At 60.8% G+C, this 21961-nt stretch carries 8 protein-coding genes; 3 read left to right on the top strand and 5 right to left on the bottom strand.

Features of this window, described 5'->3' with window-relative positions; translation table 11 throughout:
- Nucleotides 1–43 precede the first annotated feature (43 nt).
- The 3 genes from KHO07_RS21965 to aspT all read left to right on the top strand — a co-directional run bounded on the left by KHO07_RS21965 (nt 44) and on the right by aspT (nt 4455).
- Nucleotides 44–1054, top strand: coding sequence for an AraC family transcriptional regulator (locus KHO07_RS21965; protein ID WP_212625526.1), 1011 nt, complete (start codon nt 44–46; stop codon nt 1052–1054).
- Nucleotides 1055–1125: 71 nt separating this feature from the next.
- Nucleotides 1126–2739, top strand: a complete 1614-nt coding sequence (locus KHO07_RS21960; protein WP_212625525.1) for a mechanosensitive ion channel domain-containing protein — start codon at nt 1126–1128, stop codon at nt 2737–2739.
- A gap of 24 nt (nt 2740–2763) precedes the next feature.
- Nucleotides 2764–4455 carry an aspartate-alanine antiporter gene (aspT, locus tag KHO07_RS21955; protein WP_212625524.1) on the top strand — a complete coding sequence of 564 codons (1692 nt, stop codon included), beginning with the start codon at nt 2764–2766 and terminating at the stop codon, nt 4453–4455.
- Between the two features lie 35 nt (nt 4456–4490).
- Here the strand turns inward: aspT and KHO07_RS21950 are convergent, their stop codons facing one another.
- Genes KHO07_RS21950 through KHO07_RS21930 form a run of 5 tightly spaced genes read right to left on the bottom strand, consistent with a single transcriptional unit; the run spans nt 4491 to nt 21632 of the window.
- Nucleotides 4491–6587, bottom strand: a complete 2097-nt coding sequence (locus KHO07_RS21950; RefSeq protein ID WP_212627675.1) for an HlyD family efflux transporter periplasmic adaptor subunit — start codon at nt 6585–6587, stop codon at nt 4491–4493.
- Nucleotides 6587–7933, bottom strand: a complete 1347-nt coding sequence (locus tag KHO07_RS21945; protein ID WP_212625523.1) for an HlyD family secretion protein — start codon at nt 7931–7933, stop codon at nt 6587–6589. The genes KHO07_RS21950 and KHO07_RS21945 overlap by 1 nt, the downstream gene beginning before the upstream one ends.
- Entirely contained in the window at nt 7930–8736 is an 807-nt protein-coding gene (locus KHO07_RS21940; RefSeq protein WP_212625522.1) for an efflux RND transporter periplasmic adaptor subunit, read from the bottom strand. The genes KHO07_RS21945 and KHO07_RS21940 overlap by 4 nt, the downstream gene beginning before the upstream one ends.
- Nucleotides 8717–10252, bottom strand: a complete 1536-nt coding sequence (locus tag KHO07_RS21935) for a TolC family protein (protein WP_212625521.1) — start codon at nt 10250–10252, stop codon at nt 8717–8719. The genes KHO07_RS21940 and KHO07_RS21935 overlap by 20 nt, the downstream gene beginning before the upstream one ends.
- A gap of 43 nt (nt 10253–10295) precedes the next feature.
- Nucleotides 10296–21632 (bottom strand): VCBS domain-containing protein, encoded by an 11337-nt coding sequence (locus KHO07_RS21930; protein WP_212625520.1) that lies wholly within the window; start codon nt 21630–21632, stop codon nt 10296–10298.
- Nucleotides 21633–21961: the final 329 nt, after the last annotated feature.

The following is a 21961-nucleotide window of genomic DNA, read 5'->3' as shown; positions in this document are numbered from 1 at the left end:
AAAGTTGATTTATTGCGAATCTTGAAACGAAGGGCGAGCCCACATGTTCCTGTTACGCAGCGGTGCGATCGATGGCTTTGGCAACTTGGTTTCCGAGCTGGGACAAAACCCGGTCACCCTGATGCGTGACGCCGGGATGGTCGTTGCCCAATTGCGTCAACCGAACAGTTATCTGTCTTATGAGAAGACCGCGGACCTGCTCGATGAAACCGCCCGGCAATGCCGGGAACCGCTGTTCGGCTTGCGGCTGGCCTCGCGCCAGAACCTGTTGGCCATCGGTGAAGTGGCTTTGTCGGGCAGTCGGCAGCCGACCGTGGGCGATGCCTTGGGCTTTGCCCGGCAATACCTGTATTTGCACGCCAGCGGCTTGCATCTGGAACTCAGTCAGCGCGGCGAGCGTGCCGAAGTCAGGTTGAATTTTGACTTCAGCAACGCCAGCGGCTTGCTGCACTTGAGTCAGCTCAGTGCCGCACAGTTGTTCAATGCCGTGAAAATAATGACCGGCGCCGATAGCCCGCAGATTCGTCTGCACCTGCAACAAGTAACGGTTAAGAGCCCTGGCTGGCAAGCGGGTAATGTGTACGGCAAGGTGCGTTTTGACAGCGCCTTCGACGGCGTCAGTTTTCCATTCGAGTTCCTTAAGCGTTCGCCACTGGCCAACGAAGAATTGATGCGTGAGCACTTGGTGCATCGCATGCAGTTGCTCAAGACCCAGTACCCGGACAACCTCAAGGCGCAGGTCTGCCATTTGATCGGCAGCCTGCTGCATACCGGTGAATGTGGCATTGAGGCAGTCAGCAGTTCGTTGGGGCTGCAACCTCGGGTGTTGCAGAAACGCTTGCAAGCGGAAGGCAGCAGTTTCAGTCAGTTGCTTCAGGAAACCCGGCTGGAAATCGCCAAGCAGAACCTGCTGCGGGACAAAACCAGCATCACCGACCTGGCATTGAATCTGGGTTATGCCGACGTGTCGGTGTTCAGCCGGCATTTCAAGCTATGGACAGGGCTTTCGCCGCGAAACTGGCGGGCCGCACAGCCGCCGTCCGTTGAAATCTGACAACCGTTCATCGCTGAACTACGCTGCGTTACGTACCCTGGACCTGATTTTGTGACCTAAGGAACTGACGCATGCTGAGCAGGTTGCTCGCTGTAATTTTTACTGTTTTCGGGATGTTCTGGTCAGTTCTTCTGTTCGCGGAGGACACCCCCGCACCGGTTGAGCAACCTTCCGCCGAACTGAAAATCGCCAATCGAAGCATCATGGTTTTCCGCGCCGCTTTACTCGGTGAGGCGCCGGAAGTTCGGGTCAAACGCGCGAAAACAGCGATTAATGAAGCACTGGATGATGCGGATGATCTGCGAGTCAGCCTTGATACCATTCAAAACAGTTATCTGGTGCTGCTGGGCTCGAAGCGCGCCTTTATCGTTTCCCCTAAAGATGTCGATGCCACTGAATTCGAATCGGTCCAGCTAGCGGCCGAAAGCGCGGCCGACAAGTTGCGTCAGGTGGTAGCCGAAACCCAGGAAGCGCGCAGCCTGCGCCTGATTCTCCGGTCACTGGGCGCTGCGGCGCTGGCCACGGGTATCTACATTGCGTTGCTTTGGGGCATGGCGTATCTGCGTCGCCGCTTGCTGAAGAAACTGCCTGACTTGATGCATCGGCACACCCAGGCGCTGAAAGTAGGGCGGGTGCAGGTGATCGACGCCAATTACCTGTATCCGCTGGTCAGTCGCTTGCTGGGGCTGCTGCGCTGGCTGGTCGTTTTGCTGCTCACCTACGAATGGTTGGGGTTTGTCCTTTCGCGTTTCCCCTATACCCGGCCTTGGGGCGAGAGTCTGAACAACTATCTGATGGAGGTCGCCGGTTATCTGCTCCAGGGCATCGTCGGTGCAATACCGGGCCTGGGCGTTGCGGTAGCGATCTTCTTCATTGCCCGGGGTGCCACGGCGTTTACCCGCCGGATCCTGCGACGCATGGCCATGCCAGGCACCCTGAGCTGGCTGAACCATGAAACCCTGCAACCGACCCAGCGCTTGACCTCGCTGGCGATCTGGTTGTTTGCGTTGGCCATGGCTTATCCCTATCTGCCTGGCGCGGGCACCGACGCGTTTAAGGGGTTGTCGGTGTTGATCGGCCTGATGATCTCCCTCGGAGCCACCAGTGTGGTGGGGCAGGCAGCGGCGGGCCTGATCCTGACCTACACCCGAACTCTGCGCCCCGGTGAATTCGTGCGCATTGGCGACTATGAAGGCACGGTCACCGAACTCGGCATGTTCACCACCAGCATTCGCACCGGTCTCGGGGAAGTGCTGACGCTGCCAAATTCAATGATTACCGGCACGGTCACCAAAAACTACTCGCGCACGGTGCAAGGCCCCGGCTATGTGGTCGACACCGTGGTGACCATCGGCTACGACACGCCATGGCGGCAAGTAGAAGCGATGCTGCTGGAAGCGGCCCAACGCACGCCTGGGATTCTCGAAGTGCCGCCGGCCCAGGTGTTCCAGACCGCGCTGTCGGATTTCTACCCTGAGTACCGGCTGGTGGCTCAGGCCATTCCAAGCCAGCCTCGGCCGCGCGCCGTGCTGCTGAGCATGCTGCACGCCAACATCCAGGATGTGTTCAACGAGTACGGCGTGCAGATCATGTCGCCGCACTATTTGGGTGATCCGAACGAAGAGAAAAGGGTGCCCAGGGACAAGTGGTACACAGCGCCAGCGCAAGAACCGAAGGATCTTTGATCGCACTGAAAGGGAGACCGCACCATGCTCGAGTTTCTGCTCCATGCCTTGCGGACCGACCCAGAAATTGCGGTGTTCCTGGCCATTGCGCTGGGCGTGTTCGTGGGCCGCATCCACATTGGCAGCTTTCATCTCGGCTCGGTCGCCGGGGCGTTGTTGATGGGGCTGCTGATCGGTCAGATCGGCCTGGAAGTGCCGACCGGATTGAAGTCAGTGTTTTTTGTGATGTTCATCTACGCGGTCGGTTTCAAGAGCGGGCCGGAGTTTTTCGGCAGCCTCAATCGTGGCACGCTGAAACTGGTGCTGTTGTCGGTAGTGTTGTGCGCGACGGCGCTGGGTTCGATTTTGCTGATGAACGCGATCTTCGACTTTGACGCCGGCTTCACCGCTGGCCTTGGCGCCGGGGCGCTGACCGACACGGCGATCATGGGCACCGCCACCAGTGCGATCAATCAACTGGCGATCGACACCGCTGCCAAAGCCGAACTCAATAGCCATATGGCAATTGCCTACGCGATTACCTACCTGTTCGGCACCATCGGCTTGATTGTCTTTGTCGGCAGCATTGCCCCGAAATTGCTGGGGGTTGATCTCAAGGCGTCGGCCCGGGAACTGGAGCTTGAGTTGGGGATTGCCAAGGAAGAAGAGGCGATCACCGTGCCGTACACGCGCATTGTCGTGCGGGCGCATCAGGTGGCGGCCAATGGGCCTGCGGACGGCTTGCAGATTACTGAACTTGAAAGCCAGCACGAGTCGCTGACGGTTGAGCGGGTGGTGCGCGCCGGCCAAATCATCGAACGCGATGAAGGGTTCACCCTCAAGGCCGGCGACATCATTGGCGTCTACGCCTTGCGCGAAGCGGTCGGCCCACTCTCGCAGTGGGTGGGGCCGGAAATCGATCATATTGAATCGCTGTCGTTTCCGACCCGTCAGGTCGACCTCGTCCTGACCTCGCCGGAGTTCGCCGGCAAGACAATCAAACAGGCCAAATCCCGCCTGGAAAATACCCGGCGCCTAGGCTGCTTCATCAACACCATCACCCGCCAGGGCTACGAACTGCCGCTGCTGCCCAATACCGTGCTGCGCCGGGGCGACGTGCTGACCCTGACCGGCCGCACCGCCAGCGTCGAGGCCCTGGCCAAACGCCTGGGACGGATTCGTGAAAACAACTACAAAAGCGATATCGCCGTGCACACGCTGGGGATGGTGCTGGGCTCATTGTTGGGGTTGCTGTCTACGCACATCGGCATGATCCCGGTGGAGCTTGGTATTGGTGGCGGTGTGCTGGTCGCCGCACTGGTGATCGGTTGGTACAACTCACGGCACCCGGAAATCGGCGCATTGCCACCGGCCGCGCAATGGGCGTTCTCCGAATTTGGCTTGACTGCGTTCGGTGCTGTGGTCGGCCTGCTGGCCGGACCGGCGGCATTCGCGGCCATGAAAGAACAAGGTCTGGCGTTGCTGCTATCCGGCGCCGTGGTAACCATCTTGCCGCCGCTGGTGGCGCTGTACTTCGGCCGCTACGTGCTGCGCCTGCACCCGATGATCCTGTTCGGCGCCCTGGCGGGTGCACAGACCGAAGCCGCATCGATGAACAAGATCATTGAGCAATCCGGCAGCAACACGCCGGTGATTGGCTTTACCGTGTGTTATGCGATTTCCAATGTGCTGCTGGCGGTGTGTGGGCCGATTATCATTTTTGTGGTGGCGGGGTAAGTGGGAGCACGGTCAACTGTCGGAGCGCCGCGCCATCAGAAACCACTCTCGCGCATGAACACCGCCAGCAAATGCGTCGCACCATCGGCCAGCAAACTACGCCGCTCACCCTCGATTTTCAGATGCCCTCGGGTTTCCCTCAGGCTTGGCAGCGGTTCGTCCAGTTGGATCAGTACCTGAAACAGCGCCGTGCTTGGCACCACTGCGTGTTCTGCTGTGGTAATCGGTATTGGGCCGCCGAAGCGTGATGCCAACATACGGTGCGAGAGCTGGCTGGCGCGGGTGCTGCCGATCTGCAAGACGTGACCGCTGAGCGGGGTAGTCTGGCCGTCGGGGTAGAACCGCACGCGATCGCCGGTGGCCATGCGGTGCACCTGGTCCTGGGCAACATAGGCATCCACTTGCCAGCTGCGCGGATCGATCAACATCCCCAGAGATTCCTGACGGCCCACCCATTGGCCAGGCTTCCAGTCGGGATTGACGTCCAGCCATAACCCGGCAAATGGCGTTTGCAGGTTGAGCCGGGCGATTTCCGAGCGCGCCGCCCGGGCTTCTTCGAATTGCACGTTCAGGCGTTGGCGGGTAACCGCGTCTTCCGCCAGGCCACCGGGATCGGCCAACAATCCGGACAAACGCGCTTCATAACTGCGGGCATTGGCTTCGCTGCTGAGCACGCGCGAGGCGATGTCGGGCTCGTCGAGGACGATCAGGGTTTCCCCGGCGTTGACGGGACCATCGGCGTGGATCGATTGCAAGCGTGCCGGGTAGGGCGCATAGACCCGCAGCTGATGTTCGGCGCGGGCCACACCGACCGCATCGATTTGCGTTCGCCAGGGAATCGCCAGTCCCGCCAGAATCACCGCCAACACTGTGTAGAACAGCATTTTGCGCCGCCCCGGAACGGCTGCGCGGTGTTGCCACCAGTGATTCAATTCGCGCACCACCGGCATGGCGATAAACCAGGAGAGTTCGACCATGAACAGGATGATCCCCAGCAATTTGAAGAAGAACAGGTAGACCGCCAATGCGATCCCGAGAAACAGCACCAGCCGATACAGCCAGGTGATGATCGCGAACGTCACCAGCAGTCGACGCTGACCGGTTGGGAATGACTCTGGCCAGTCTTCCTGTAAACCCAACAGATTGCGTCGCAGCGTAACCCGCGCCAATGCGGAGGCGCGTTCATGCAGGTTGGGGAAGTCCAGCAAATCCGAAAGGATGAAGTAACCGTCAAAACGCATAAACGGACTGGCGTTGAGCGCCAATGACAGCAACCAGCTGGTGGTCGCCAGATAGAGCAGGGCATTGCGCAGTGCACCCGGATCGCACAAGGCCCAACCCAGGGTCGAGAGCCCGGCCAGGGACAGTTCGGTGACGATCCCGGCTGAAGCAATCGCCAGGCGTTGCCGTGAACGACTGAGCTTCCAACTCTCGCCGGTATCGGTGTAGAGCATCGGCCACAGCACCACGAACGCGATACCCATGTGCCCGACTCGTAATCCCAGGCGCGTCGCGACCAGCGCATGTCCGAGTTCATGCAGGGTTTTGGCGACGATCAGCGCCAGAGCAAAGCTAAAAAGGCCTTCAGTGGAGAACGACTCAACCACGGCGTGGGTAAAGGTGTCCCATTGTTGCAAGACCAGAATCACCCCGATCAAACTCAGGCAAAACACCAACAGCCCGGTGAGCGGGTGAAACAGCCAGCCCAGCGCTCGGGCCAGATGTTGCAGCGGCTGTTGCGGGCGCAGCAGCGGTATGCGGAAAAACAGGTAATGGTGCAACCACCAGCGCCAGCTCAGCCAACTGCCTTCTTCACCTTTGGCCTGGAGCCGCGCCATTGCGGCTGGACCGGCTCGGAGTAACTGGTGCTGTTCGAGGAACTGGCGGAAGTCGAGGATCTGTTCGACATCCGGTTTGAGCGCGGTGCGTTCGGCGATCTGCTGGCTGATTTGCCGGGGTGATTGACCCCAGCGCAGCAGGCACTCGAACTCCAGCCAGCCGATGCGGTAGAAACGGTTGATCACCGTGTCCTGAATGACCCAGGCCGGTTCACCGTTGCTGCCGTGGGCGGCCTCGCTCAGACGCAGATCCTCACGCAGCGGTGGCAGGGGCAGGTCGGCCGGATCAAGCATCACCAGCCACTCCACGCCCGCAGCGTCGCCAGTGGTCGGCGCAGCAAGTAGTAACCGAGCATCACTCGCCCGCCATAGAGTTTGGCGGTGCCGTGCAGGCCGAGGCGTGCATGCTCCGGTGTGCCGTCGATACTCGCCAGCAGGCGATAAGCGACCACGCCTTCATCGCTGGGGCGCGCCTGGTAACTGGTTTCGAGGATCTTGCCCTTGAGCGGGGTCAGCGGGTACGCAGTGAGGAACAACGTCACTTCGGCGCCCGGTTCCAGGGCGATGGCATCGGCGACGGCCAGCTGAATCAGCATCGCCGGTTGAGTCGGGTCGGCTACCTGCATGATGCGTTCGCCGGTGACCACCGGTTTGCCCAACCAGTCATTGGGATCGCTGAACACCGCGACACCGCCCCGTGGCGCCAGCACTTTGGTGCGTTTGAGCTGGGCCTGCACCGCCGCCAGTTCGGCTCGGCGTTGCTGGGCTCGGCCCTCAAGCAGGGTCAGTTCGCTTTTGCTTTGCGGGTTGTCAAAGGCCCGTTGGCTGGCAGCCTGTAATTCGGCATCAGCCACGGCGACTTCCTTGCCCAGCACTTCGGCGCGGCTGCGCAGAGTGGTTTCGTCCAGCGAGAACAATGGCGTACCGGCGTCTACAGGTTGATTGGGGCGGACCTGAATTTTTTCGATCACCCCGTCGATGGGCGAACTGATGATCTGCGCCTGACGGGAGACGATTTCCGTGGGCGCCAATGCAGTTTGCCGAACCGGCAGCAAAAGCAGGGCGCCCAATACCAACATGCCGAGCAACAATTGTCTGCGATTGAGACGCCAGCGATTGAAACGCCGACGCCGGGTCAATGCCATCCAGCAGTAGCCCCAGGTGTTGACCAGACCTTTGAGGTGCTGCCACAAAACGGCAGGCGGTTCCTGATCCAGCAACAGGACCAGTATCCCCAGTCGCTGCTCGTCTCGGTCTTGCACCGGTACGCACCACAATCCTGACGGCCACCATTCACCCCAGCCTTCGGCAATATCCGCCGGCGGATTGCTGCTGTCCTGGGTCAGCCAGACCGGCTCGCCATCGGGTATCTGTGTAGTGACCCAACGACTGGCACGCCGTAGCCACACCAGATACGGCGAGTCTTCGCTGGGCCGGGACAGGCCGGACACGTTCAACAGTTCCAGGGACGATTCACGCTGGGCAAATACCAGCGCCTGATGGAAGGCGAGCAACGGATACAAATCATTGGCCATGCTGAACGCCAGAGCATTCAGCGAGTCGGCCGCCATCGCCTTGTCACGCAGGGCGTCGAGTTCGAGCAGCAGGTGAGGGTGGGGCAGGGGCTCGTTCATCGTCATGGCTGGAGACTGTTTTGCTTAGCATTGGTCTGCTGGGCATTGTCCTGGTTGAAACGTGCCGTGCCGCTCATGCCGGCCATGAGGTCAGGGAATTTTTCATCGAGCTGCGCTTCCAGCTCGACAGTCTGGGCCACCGCATCGACCCGTGAATTGATCGCGCTGACGTGGGCCGGGTAGGTTTTGCCGGTTTCATAAATGCTTACCTGCAACGGCAAGCCCGGCTTGAGGGATTTCAGCAGGTTGGACGGAACGTTCAGGCGCACCTTCAAGGCGCCGTCACTGACCAGATCGAACAACGGCGTACCGGCCGTGACGGTCTGGTACGGTTTGACGTACACCTTGGCTACCCGCCCGGAAAACGGTGCAAGGACCTGGCAGTAGCCACTCTGAGAGACGCCCATGGCGCGGGCACCGTCGGCTTTCTGAACTTCGGTGTTGGCCATCGAGACCTCGATATCGCCGACGGCATTGAGCTGACGCAGCTGTTTTTTCGCCTCCAGGTTCTGTCTGGCCATGGCCAGTTCGGCGACGGCCACTTTGCTCCGGGCCTCGGCTTCGTTGCAGTTGAATCGGGCCAGAACCTCGGCTTTTTTCACCTGCTCGCCAAAACCGGTTTTCAGTTCACCCAGGGTCCCGCTCATCTGGCTCGATAAAGTGGTTTCCAGTTCAGCGGCAAGCAGGACGCGAATGGCGCTGGCGCTTTCCAGCGACGGGGCCGATGGCGTGTCATCGGCATTGACGGACAGGATCAGACAGGCCAACAACAGGGCCCCTACACGGGACTCAAGGGCGGTTTTGCGCATTCGGCATTCCTTGCTGAGTGATGAGCAGACGTTGTTGTTCTTGTTCGTTCAATGTGCGCTGGATTTCCCGGGACAGGGTCTTGATGTCGTGTTTCGAGATTTCAGTCGGCAGGACGTCCAGGCCCACGGAGTTGTACAAGCGTCCCCATGCGGCCTGAGCACTGGAGAACGCCGCTTCACGCTGGTAACGCGACAGCAGGAAGCGACCTTCGGAGCGAATCACTTCCAGTTCTGAACCCAAGGCCCCGGTTTTTGCGGCCTGGGCGTAATCGAGCAGGCTGCGATCGACCCGCAGACTGTCCTCTGCGAACGCAACTTCCTGACGCGCCAATTGATAACGTAGCGTACCGACCCGTACCTGAGTCAGGATCGCCATGGACAGCGCTACGCGCCGGGTATCGTCGGTTTCGTTCTGGGATTTCTCCGCCGCGTTGAGTGACGGTAATTGCAGCAAGCGCAACAGGTTCATCGACACTTGCAGACCGGTGCCCATCCAGTCGCTGTTGTAGAGGTATTTGTTGGAATCGTACTTGTAGCCAAAATCCACGCTGACGTTCGGCCATAGCTGCGCCTTGGCGATGTCCAGGTCTTTCTGGTTGACCCGTTTGCGATACCACTCCTCCATGATTTCCGGGCGATGTTCCATGGATAGCTGTTCCAGCTGCGCCATGCTTTGCTGCACTTCCGGCAACGGCGGATCAGGCATGTCGGCCAGGACCATTTTCGAACCCGGTGGCAGCGACATCAGCGCGGCGAGTTCGGCCTGGGCAAATTCCAGGTCCTGGCGGCGCACGGTCAGCAAATAGATCGAATCCAGCAACGCGCGTTGGTAGGCGAGTATTTCCTGACGTGGCAACAGGCCGCGTTGCTCAGCTTCCCGGGCAGAGGTCAGTGCGGTGTGGGTACGCATCAACAGCTTGTCCACTTCCGGCATAAGCCGTTGCGCACCGAGTGCACGCCAGTAGGCGTTGCGCACGTCTTGCAGAACGTTTTGCGCGACTTTGCGTCGCCGCTCTTCGGCCATCAGGATCTGATCGGACTTTTGCTGCGTGCGATAATAAGCCACGCCGAAATCCAGCAGGCTCCAGCTCAGGCCCAGGCCATACAGTTCGCGATAGCGCTCTTCGGAGGTCGATGGCCGCAAGCTGACCTGGCGGTCTTCGATGCCGATCGACGTGCCGCCGGAGTCATTGTTGCGCCCGGCATACCCAGCCGAGGCGACCAGTCGTGGCAGCATTTCATGGCTGGACACGTCACGCAGATCCGACGCCAGCGCGCTTTCCATCAGTTTGAGTCGATAGTCGAGGTTGTACTTTAATGCCCGGGCGGCGGCTTCGTAAAAGGTGATCGGCGCGGTGACAGGTTCCTGGCCGGAATACATGCGTGACTGGTCGGCAATGATGCGCTGACGGTTTTCTTCGTCGGTGGAGGGCTTGGGCTCCAGCGATGAGCAAGCGCTGAGCAGCACAGCAGAGGCGAGGGCGGTACTGAGAAACCTGGTCGCGTTTTTCCGCATGTTCAGTCCTTTGTATTCTTGGAAATTATTCGGGTCGAGCACTTCAGTTTCCCCGTCCGCCTGGTCGCAGGCGTTCGGCGGCATTGCGCAACTGGGCGCTGAAACCCCGTGGCGCCGGACGCTGCTCGGGGCTTGCTTGAGTCTGTGCCGGGCCACGGATCATGTCCGCAGCGTCGGTGGCAAACAGCGACGGGTCACTCAACAGGCCATCGGCCGTCAGGCTGGTACGGCCCTGGCGACCCAGGATCCACAGCAAATCAAGGTCGCTTTCGACCCGGCTCTCGCGTACTGCCTGGGCGACGAACTGTCCAGGCACCACGCCCAACCCGTTGCCCAGCGATTCGCTGTTGAATTCGCCGACGGCTGCCAGTCGCAAATTGCTGCCATCGACGCCCCAGGTCGAGAGTTCATTGACCTGCGCGGCACGCTCGACCACGGGCGTCACGAAGATGGCCGGAAGCGGGTCGGGCAGCAGCAGGTTACCGTTGCGGTTGTTCGGATCGCGGTCGAAGAAGTTGCCTTGCGGCGCCGGAATAAACGGTGTGGCGATGTCCAGGTTAATCACCAGTTCAGCCTGGTCGCTGGCGCCGTTGAGGTCATTGATGGTGTAAGTGAACACGTCCTGCAGAACCAGGCCCAGGCCGGCCGCTGCCAACACCTGCGGATTGTTCTGGTCGATGGTGTAAGTGAAGCTGCCATCGGCGTTGAGCACCAGGGTGCCGTAGAGACCGATGATGGGCTGGCCAATCACGCCTGTCGTGCCGGAACCATTTTCGGCACCGGTACGCACCGCCACCACTTGCAGGTTGTCGTTGGTATCCAAATCGCCGTCATTGGGCAGCACGTTGCCGGTAGCTTGCGGTGCGGGTGTCTGGTCGCTGGCTGTGACGCTGTCGTTTTGCGCCACCGGAGCATCGTTGGCGCCCTGAATGACCACAGTCAAACGCGCATCGGAAGTCGCACCCGCCGTATCGGCCATGCGGTAGGTGAAGGTTTCGCTGAGCGTTTCACCAGCAGTGCGCAAGGCTTGAACCGTCGGGTTGCTGTTGTCGATCAGGTAGGTGTAGCTGCCATCGGCGTTGAGCACCAGTTGCCCGTAACGTCCGACCAGCACTTGCCCGGCACCACTGGACTGACCGTTTTCGCTGGTGACACTCAAGACCTGTTTGCTTTCGCCATTGGCCACGCTGTCGACGTCGTTATCGTTGGTCAGCACATTGCCGGTGGCATTGGTGCCCGGTGTGCCGTTGGCGACGCCGCCGGCTTCGAGTGCAGTCGAGCCGTCGTCCTGGGCGGCAGGTGTGTCATTGCGGCCATCGACGGTGATGTTTAACTCGGCGAGGCTGGTGGCGCCCCAGAAATCGACCACGGTGTAGCTGAACACTTCGTTGAGGGTCTGGCCGCTCTGACGCAGGGCCTGCACCACGGCGAGGCTGTTATCGACGGTGTAGGTGTAGCTGCCATCGGCATTGATGACGAGATCACCATAAAGCCCGCGCAACGCCGTGCCCACGGAACCGACCGTGCCGGTGTCAGCCACACCGCCCGTACGAATTCCGATGATGTGCAGGGCGTCGCCTTCGTTGTCGGTGTCGTTATCCAGCACGTTGCCGCCAGGGTCGATGCCCGCCTGACTGTTGTTGATCCCGCCGGCCTCGACAGCCGTCGCCGTATCGGGAGCAGGGATCGGCGCCGTGTTGCGCCCGCGGATGATGATGTGGATCTCCGCCAGATCGTTTTGCCCGCCACGGTCGGCGACCTGATAGGTGAACCGTTCGTTGAGGAACTGCAGCGGCCCCAGAGCCAGGACGGTCGGGTTATTGGAGTCGAGGTTGTAGGTGAAGGTCCCGTCGGTACCGATGATCAATTGTCCGTAGAGCCCGTTGATCAAGGTACCGTTGCTGTTGTTTGTGCCCGTCGTCACACCGCTGAGCGTACCGCCTGCCGCTTCGGTACCGGATCGGATACCGGTAACTTGCAGGCTGTCGCCCTGATCGACATCGGTGTCGTTGGGCAAGACATTGCTGCTCGGGTTGACGCCGTTTCCGGAGCCGTCATCGGCGACTGCGATGACCGTATCGTTGGTGGCCACTGGCGCATCCCAGGCACCATCGATGCGGATGCTCAGTTGTGCGATGTCGGTGGCACCCACGGTGTCGCGCATCCGGTAGGTAAAGGTTTCCACCAGCGAATCGCCGACCTTGAGTGCCTGCACGGCGGCGAGGTTGTTGTTGACCACGTAACTGTAAGTGCCATTGGCGTTGATGGTCAGGGTGCCGTACAAACCAGCGAGGGTCTGGGCCGTGCCGAGGGTGGTAAACGTGCCGCCAGCGGCTTCGCTGCCGGTACGGATATCGGTGACGGTCTTGCTGTCACTGGCATCGACGTCGGTGTCGTTGGTCAACACGTTGCCGCTGGGATTCACGCCCGGTGTGCCGTTGGCCGTGCCGCCAGCCTCCACGGCTACCGTGCTGTCATCGACCGCCAGCGGGTTGTCGTTGGCGCCGCGAAGGGTGATGGTCAGCGTGGCGGTACTGGTGGCGCCGGCGAGGTCGCGGATCTGGTAGGTGAAGGTTTCGGACAGCACATCCGCATTGGTGCGCAGGGCCTGGACTTGCGGGTTGTTGTTATTGACCACGTAGGTGTAGTTGCCGTCGGCACCGAGGGTGAGTGTGCCGAAAGCACCGGCGAAACCGCTGCCGATGACGCCGACCGAAGCGCCTTGATTTACCCCGATCACGCTGAGCGTTTCGCCATTGCCATCGACGTCGCTGTCGTTGGTCAGCACGTTCCCGCTGGGGTTGAGCCCCGGTGTGGCGTTACCCAGGCCACCGGCCTCGATCGCAGTGTTGACGTCGTTTTGCGCGACCGGCGTGTCGTTGCGGCCCTCGATGGTGATGTTCAGCGTGGCGATGTCGGTGGCTGCGGCAGCGTCGATTACCGAGTAGCTGAAGCTGTCGATCAGCGTGTTGCCGACGCGCAAGGCCTGGACCGCAGCCATGCTGTTGTCGAGCCGGTAGCTATAGCTGCCGTCGGCGTTCATGGTCAGCCAGCCATAGGTGCCGCGCAATTCGCTGCCCAAGGTGCCGGCGGTGCCGCTGCCGGCTTCAGTGCCGGTACGAACCGACGACACGGCACGGGTTTCGCCGTAATCACGAGCGGGCAGGTCGCCGGGCACCTCGCCACCGTCGACATCGTTGTCGTTGGTCAATACGTTGCCGACGGGGTCCTGGCCAGGCTGATTGTTGTTCAAACCGCCCGCTTCGATGGCGGTGGCGGCATCGTCGGCGGCGACCGGGTTGTCGTTTTGGCCGCGGATCAGGACGATGATTTCCGCCGAGTCGATTTCCGGCGTTGGGTTGACCTGATCGCTGATGGTGAAAGTGAAGCGTTCCAACAACAAATCCGTGCTGCGGCGTAGAGCCTGAACATCGGGATTGTTGTTGTCGACCGCGTAGGAATAGCTGCCGTCAGGAAAAATCGTCAGTGTCCCGTATAAACCGACAACCACCGTACCGCCGACGTTGACCGCGACCGGCGTACCGGGATCGCCAATGGCTCCCGTCTTGATCAGGGTCACGGTCAGCGGGTCGCCATCGGGGTCAGTCGCATTGGCGGTGACATCGCCGGAAGGATCGACACCGGCCGTGCCGTTGTTGATGCCACCTTTTTCGGTGGCGACGGCAATCACATTCTGCGCCACGGGTGGATCGTTGACGCCGTGGACGGTGATCACCAGTTGCGCGGTGTCGGTCAGCCCTTTGGTATCGGTGATCCGGTAGGTGAAGAATTCTGTCAGGGTCTGCCCTGGGGCCAGTGCCTGGACGGCAGCGTTGGTGCTGTCGACATCGTAGAAGAACGAACCGTCGGCGCCGATGCGCAGCGTGCCGTACAGACCGACCACCAGCGTGCCGTTGGCTGAAGTCGTACCCGTGGCGACACCACTGAGGACGTCGACAGCCGGGTTGTACGCGGCCTCGCTTTTGTTGATCACGCCATTGACCAGCAACTGGCTGCTTGGCTGATCGGCGGCGTCTACGTCCTGGTCGACACCGTTGCCGCCAGGCTGGGTGATCGGGCCGGGACGACTCGGGAACTGAACGACGTTGCCGGTCGGATTGCTTTCCGAGGCGGTGCCATTGGTGGAGGCGGCTTGCGCCGAGGCGGCGTCGTCGCTGGCCACCGGGTTGTCATTGGCGCCCTGAACCACGATGCGCAATTGCGCGACATCATCCAGCCCGCCGGTATCGGTGACCCGGTAGCTGAAGAACTCGATCAATTGCTCCCCGGCACTCAGGCGTTGCACCGTGACGTTGTTGTTATCAATTACGTAGGTATAAGAGCCATTGGGATTGATGGTGAGGGTGCCGTAGAGCCCGGTCACTACAGTGGCGCCGGCAACCGGAGTAAACGGCGCGGTGCCGGCCTCCGCCACGGGGCGAATGCCGGTGAGGGTCTTGGTTTCGCCATTGGCAACACTGTCTACATCGGTGTCGTTGGTCAATACGTTGCCGGGGGCGTCGCTGCCCGGTGTGCCGTTGGCGACGCCCCCGGCCTCTATGGCAACACCGTTGTCATCCACGCCTTGAGGCGTGTCGTTGGCGCCCTGGATCGTCACCGTCAAGGTAGCGGAGGAGGTGGCGCCCTCAAGGTCGCCGACCACGTAGTCAAAGCGATCGGTCAGAGTCTGGCCCGCCAGACGCAAAGCCTGTACCAACGGGTTGTTGTTATCGACCACGTACTCATAGGAACCATTGCTGCCGATCAGCAATTGCCCATATTGCCCGGAGATCACCAGCACGCCGACGACCGGGGTCTGGATGCCGGACCCCGTCGTTCCCACCGACACGACATGCAATTGGTCGGCATTGGTGGCGATGTCCACGTCGGTGTCGTTGGTCAGCACGTTGCCCCGTGGGTCGACGCCGATGGCGGTGTTGTTGGTGCCGCCAGCCTCGACCGCCGTGGCGCTGTCGGCGACCGCGACCGGCGTGTCATTCACCGCTTCGAGGATGATTTGCAAGGTGTCGGTGTCGGTCAGTGCGTCTGCTGCCGTACCGGGTAAGCCGTCGCCATCGGCATCACCGTAGTTGCCTCGGTCGTTGCTGAGGACGGTCAATGTGTCGGTGCCATTAAAGTTTGCGTTGCCCAGATAACGCAGGCTGGCCAAAGCGGTATTGATGTCGGCGAGGTTGCCGGTCAGGGTCAGGTTGGCGGTGTTCGCGCCACTGACGGTGACGCCGGGCACCGTGGCGTCAAGGAACAGCGTGCCGTGGGTCACACTCAAAATGATGCTGACAGCGCGGTCATTGACGTTCGGATCGCGGTCGGCATCCACATCGGCGACGCTGATGCCGCCGATGTTCAGCACGACGTCTTCCTGACCTTGCTGGGTGCCGGGGAGGGTGTTGACCGGTGCGTCGTTCTGTTCGACGTAACCGGCATTGGCCGCTTGCGTGTCAGCGTCGCCGAGGGTGATGGTGACCTGACCAAGGGTGCCGGCATCGCTGTCGACCCTCACGCGCAAATCGCCCACCGGTTGCGGGAAACTGACCAGACCGGCCGGCACATCGATACGGAACACGCCCAGCGGCAGCACGCCAAAATGGTATTGGCCGTTGGCGTCGGTGACCGTGGTAAATATCAGGTTGTCGGCAGTGGTGCTCAGCACTCCGTCGGCGCCGGCCCAGGTCAGGGTCACGGTTTGTCCGGCCAGGCCGGCTCCGTCGGGTGTCGCACTGGCCGTCGGCGAAGCGGTGTCGTTCCACAAGGTGCCGCTGATAACGCCGAGTCCGGCGTTGTCGCGCAGGATGTACTGGTTCGGTCCGACGGTGCTGCCCGTACGTTCACCGTCGACGGCGCCATCGGTGCCGACGCTGTTGCCGCCCCAACTGGTGAAATCCTCGGGCAGGCTGCTCCAGGTCAGGGTCGCATTGCTGCTGGCGACGATCGAGGCATTGGGCAAGGTGACTTGATAGCGCACTTGGATCTGCGCACCGACATCCAGCTGATCGAAGTTGACGCTCACCCCGCCCGTGGTGCTGAAGCTGACCCCTGCGGGCAAGTTGCCTGGGCCGAAAGTCGTGCCATTTATGGTTACGCTGACCAACGTGTAATTGCTGCCACCGGCGAAGCTGTCACTGATTTGCGCGTCGAACGCCGGCAAGCCACCGTTCTGGGTAAAACTCAGTTGCACCGTGGCGCTGCCAGTGGTGCCGCTCGGGTTCGGGTCGAAGGCCACAATGGTTTTATCCAGGCCACTGAAGCTCGGTTCAACAATGTTTTCGACAATCGTATTGCTGCTCGCGCGACCGGCGCCGTTGACGATTTCCAGAGCCGAGACGCCAAGCTGCGCACCGGCAATGTTGCTGGCCACGTTGGTGACCCGCACGTTGAACTCGATGGAGATGCCTTCCAGGTCATCATCGTTACCGTTGCCATTGACCACGTTGCCAAGATTGAAAGTCACGGTCTGCGTGCCATCGGGATTGGTCACGATGGTCAGGCGACTCGGATCGAACACGCCGTTGGGCGCCAGTCCCGAAAGGTCAGCGGTAATCGGCAAGGCTTCAGGGCTGTTTTCGTTGCCGTCGACATTGAGGGTGCCGCCGACTATCAGGTTGGCGTCGCTGGTCAACCCGCCATTGGAAATGAACGCGATGCGCAAGGCATTGACCAGTGCGTCCGGGGAGATGAACTGCAAGCCGTTGGCCAGGGTGATCTGGATCTGATAGTTGGGGTTATTGCCTTCGGGCACCAGTACCACGACCCGATAACGGATGACTTCACCCACGGTCACCTGCTCCACAGGCGCTGTGGTCGGGGCTGGGGCCGTTGTGTCCGGCAACCCGCCAACCCGGGAGATCTGAATGGCTTGAGCCACCGGCACGATCAGGGTCGAAAAATTGCGGTAATCGTTGAGGGTGCCGCCGTTGAGCTGGCCATCGACACCGGTACGTTCGCCTGCCTGTGTTCCATCCAGACTGGTCCATTGCACGTTCGCCACGTTGGCGAAATTGGACTGCGAGGCCGCCGTGGCATTCACCACGCCGGTAATGCTCAGGACAATGCTGCCGCCCTTGGCGATGTCGATGTTGGCACCGTTGACGGTACGCAACTGGCCACCGACCAGCTCGAAATCCACGCCGCCATTGTTGGTGGCGCCATTCTGGTACAGCACACCCGTCAGCGTCAGACCACTGAGTTGGCTCGGCAGGTTGTCGAGGAACGTGATGTCGAAGGCGTTGAAGTCGCTGCCGCCACTGCCGTTGCTGATGGTGATGGTGAAGCTGACGGTGTCGCCCTGGTCATAGCCTCCCAGGCCGGAGGTGGAGGTCAGCACCTGAGTGACCTGCAAGGTCGGTTCACGCACGATTACCGTGGGCAGGCCACCGCTGACGCCGACATTGCGATCCACTGCAACGTTGCCGTTGGGGGTGTCGCTGTCCGGGTCGCTGAAGGTCAATTGCGCGTTGTTTTGCAGCGAGACATTGGCCTGGTTGCTGATGACGTTGTTGGCCACCAGTTGCAGGCGAATCACGAACGTGTTGTTGCCGGTCTGATTGTCGGCCGAGACGCTGGACACACTGAATGTCCAGCGCGCATCTACGCCATCGGCGCCTACCGTGCCGCCGACACCGGTGAAACCGCTGATCAGAACGCTGCCGGCAAAGTTGGCGGTCAACGCGCCACTGTCTGCGGTGGTGGTGATGATCTGATAACCCAGCCCGTTATTGAACGTTGTGTCCAGACGCATGCCCGGCGGGATCAGATCATCGATGCGCAGAGTCTGTGTGGTGCCTTCCGGCAGGGTGACCACGATGTCGTAGCGCATGCTTTCGCCGACCACCAGGTCGCTACCGGTGGTGTGAGTGGCACTGGAGTCGCCGTTGTCCAGCGTGCCGTCGGCAAAGACTTTAGTGATGACGGGCGCCGCGACTTGCTGGTTGGCCAGGTCGGTCAGGTCGACCGGTGTGAAATCGGTGCCGCCGTTGACGCTGGCGTAGTTACTCAAGGTCGCGGTGGATTGCAGGGTGCGGCTGGCTTCGATCGTGGCGCTGACTACCACGTCGTAACTGATGACCACCACATTGGCGCCGCTGTTGTCGGCGGTGGTGCCGCTGCGCCCGGCGAGGAGGGTCGCTTGACCACCGGCATCGAGGAAGGTGATCTGGTTGCCGGTCACGCTGTAATCGGTGCCCAGCACCAGCAACGTTCCGTCGCCACGATAAATCTGCAGGTTCGCCGCCGCCAGGCTGCCGCCAACGAAGCTCAGGCCGGAGGGCAGGGTGATGCTGGTGCTGACATCGTAGGCTCCGCCGCCGCCAGTGTTTTCAATCGCCGTGACCAGCCGCAGGCTGTCGCCGCCGTCGATGTTGATGATGTTGCCGTCCACGGCGGCAAGGTCGGTGACGCTGCCGTTGAACGGCACGCCGCTGGTGCCTGGAGGGTTCCAGCTGCCGGTGGTGTTGCTGACAGTGCCGTTGGAGCCGGATACCACGCCATGCTTGATGTTCAGCACCGGTTCGGCCACGGAGACAATGGCGACCACGTCGGATGAAATCAGCGTGCGGTCGGTGAGGGTGGTTTGCTGGCTCGATTGCGCCAACACATCCAGCGAGCGTTGGTCACCAAACGGTTGGTCGCCAACCCGTACGGTAAAGCGGATGACGATGCGACTGCCGGTGGTGGCAGCCGTGGCGAAACTGCCGAAATCGAACACCAGCGAGTTGCCCGGGCCGCTGAAGACGCTCACCACGCCACCGGCATTGGTGTTGCCGGGGCCAAGCTCCCACTGCCCGACATCGCTGCCATTGGCCCAGGTCACGCCGGTGACATCGAACAAAGGCAGTGGCAGATAGGCAGTCAGTTTGAATTGTTCGTAGTCGCCCGTGACCAGGTCGTAGCTGAGTTCGAAAGTCACCTCATCGCCGGGGCGCAATTCACCGCTGGCTGGCGGCGTACCGTTGTTGACTTCCACCAGATTGATATCGACGTTGCTGGTGGGAATCACGCTAGTGGTCGCTGAGTTGTCGGTTTCACTCTCGCCTGTGAGGTTGAAGAAATCCAGCAGCAGGGTGCCGTCGACGATGGCCGTGTTGCCCAGCTCATCACCTTCGTTGATGTCCGGATGCGGGTTGCCCGAAGGCGGTTTGTAGGTTTGGCCGACAACGGCCGAATAGCTAAGCACCGCCAGCACTGCGCCTTGCAGTGTGTCATCGAACGCCAGGTCGCCATTGAGCCAGCCGCGGATGTTGGAAAATGCATTGCGCAGTGACTGGGCGATATCGAACGCCATTGAGGTGCTGCCGTCGGCGTTGGTGACCACGGTGGTGACCAGCGTAATGGTTTGGGTAACGCCGTTGATGGTGACGGTCAGGGTCGGTGTGCCGGTGAGGGTCTGGCCGTCACTGAGTTGGTCGCGCACGATCAACTGGCCTTCATTGAAGAAGTCCTTGCCGAAGGCAAAGTAGTCGGAAATCGCCAGGTTCAGGGTGTATTGCAGGGTGTCGCCAGGCGTAATGCCGGCGTGTCCGATGTCGGTCTGCAAAGTCGCGGTTTTGATCAGCGTGATCGATTTTGCGATGAATTCCGTAGTGACGCCGGTGCCGCTGAAGTCGATGGTGGTGTTTGGTGCGGTGACGTCCCTCGGGTCGAGCGGCACCCATTGGCCGGACGCACTTGGCGCCCCGAGGGTGATGGTCACCGCGTCGCCGGTGACCGGGTTGATGATCGGCAGGCCATTGGCGTCGACTTCCGGTACATAGAACGCCACCACGGTATCGGTCTTGCCGGTGAGGCTGTCGTACACCACGGTAAAGGAGTTGATGTACACGTCATCGGCGGCGATCAACACGGCTATTTGCGCGGCATTGGTCACCACCGTGCCGTCGTGCAGGGTGATCGAGGTCAATCGGCCACCGGCACCGGGGGTGATGGCGGTGACCTGGATGTTGTCCGGCAATGGCTGGGTAACGATCACATTGGAAAGCGTCTGACCGGGCGCCGAGGTTACAGACACGGTGAGCGTACGGCCAAAGTTGGGCCCGGTGGCGGTTTCACCTTCAGGCGTGCTTAGTGTTTCGTTGAAGGTGATGACGGTCGGATGCACCACAAACGCTGCGGTGCCGGCTTCGATCAGGCTGGGGTCGTTGGTCGGGTTGTCCAGCGCATCGTTGCCGAACTGGAAGCCACCACTGGCGCGGATGGTCAGGTCAGGGCTGCCATTGGAAAAGTTGGTGTCGGCCAGATTGCTCAGGCTGGCTGTGATCTGCACTGGCACCACTGGCTGTTGATTGGTGACGCTGGCGAAAGGTAGTTCGATCACCACGAGTTTATCGCCGGCCCGCATGCCGTACGTCGAGGCGTTGATGATCAGGAAATTGCCATTGGCGTCTTTGGCCAGAGGATGGGTGGCGTTGCCATTGGCGTCAAATGTCACAACATGGCTGATCAGGTTGTTGCCCAGATAGCTGGCGGAGATGAAGTTGACCCCGTCGTCGCCGTCCTTGCCGGTAGCGGGTAACGCCAGATTGATGAACGGTGCAAAGCCTGTCTGGGTCGAGGTATTGCTGAAATTCACGGTAAACGTGAAGCGATCGCCCAACAAAACGTCACTGCCAGCGGTGGGCAAACTAACGGTGGGCGCGGCATCGGCCAGTAAACCATCGAAATTGGCCATTGCTGCGCTACTGAGGGCGATGGCCTTGTCGATATCGCCAACCCTGGTTTCCAGCGCCCAGTCACCGCCTGCCTTGGTGCTGCCGGTGTCATTGCTGGAGGCGGCCACATCGGCGCCGGTCCAGCGCGCCAGCTCGGTGACCAGGGTTTTGCCTGCCAACCCGGCACCGATATCGCAACCGTAGAGCAGGATATCCGAGCCTTGGGTCAGATTGTTACGCCATTGTTCGAGGATCTGGCTCAACTGATCGACGTTGTCAGAGGTGATCGTGCGATTGCCCAGGGTGAACTGCCCGGAGGCGCCGTGGGACATGACCTGAATCGAATCCACTTTACCCAACTGCGCCAGCGCTGCTGAAATCGCCGCCAAGCCATCTTCACCGGCATTCACCACGATGGCCGTGACGTTATCGGGTAACTGGGCGAGCAGTTGATCGCGGTTTTCGATTCGGCTATCGAGTACCAGCAGGGTGCGTGCAGCCGAAGGCGCTTGCTCGGTAGCCGGATGACCTTCGGTCGGGGTGGCGTGAGGGACGGCGGGTTCAGCGGGGGCAGGGGTGGTAGCAGCAGGGTCACTGTGATGCTGATCAGTGGCTGCCGATGCTGCCGCGCCGTCGAACAGAATCCGTGGCTCAAGTGCAAGGGACTGGCGCTGAGGGCGCAGATGGGAAGCAGAAAAAGTACGCCCTGACTCTTGCATAGTGAGGCCCTCTGACTACGCGGTGAACCAATCCGTTGATACACAAGCCCACCATTGGACAGATTGAGCGTAGGACTTTTCCTCGGATTTTCAAGAAGCTGTACGAACTTCTGGATGCAAGTCAGCCGTATTAAAAGGCCATTATTCTTGGTTTTGAAGATTTCCAAGAGAGGTAAAGCGCATCGAACAATACGCTTGCGCCCAGGTACGTACCAGTGGCTGGCTCAGCGTCACTGTCTACTATGGGTCGGTTTCAGCCGGTCGCGACAGGCAAAAATCGACTTCTTCCAGACCGATCAGCTGCTGTAACGCGTAAAAAAATCGACCCA

The organism is Pseudomonas sp. PP3, assembly GCF_905336995.1.
Lineage (GTDB): Bacteria > Pseudomonadota > Gammaproteobacteria > Pseudomonadales > Pseudomonadaceae > Aquipseudomonas > Aquipseudomonas reinekei.
Note: the sequence above shows the minus strand (reverse complement) of the source record. Positions and strands in the feature narration are given on the sequence as shown.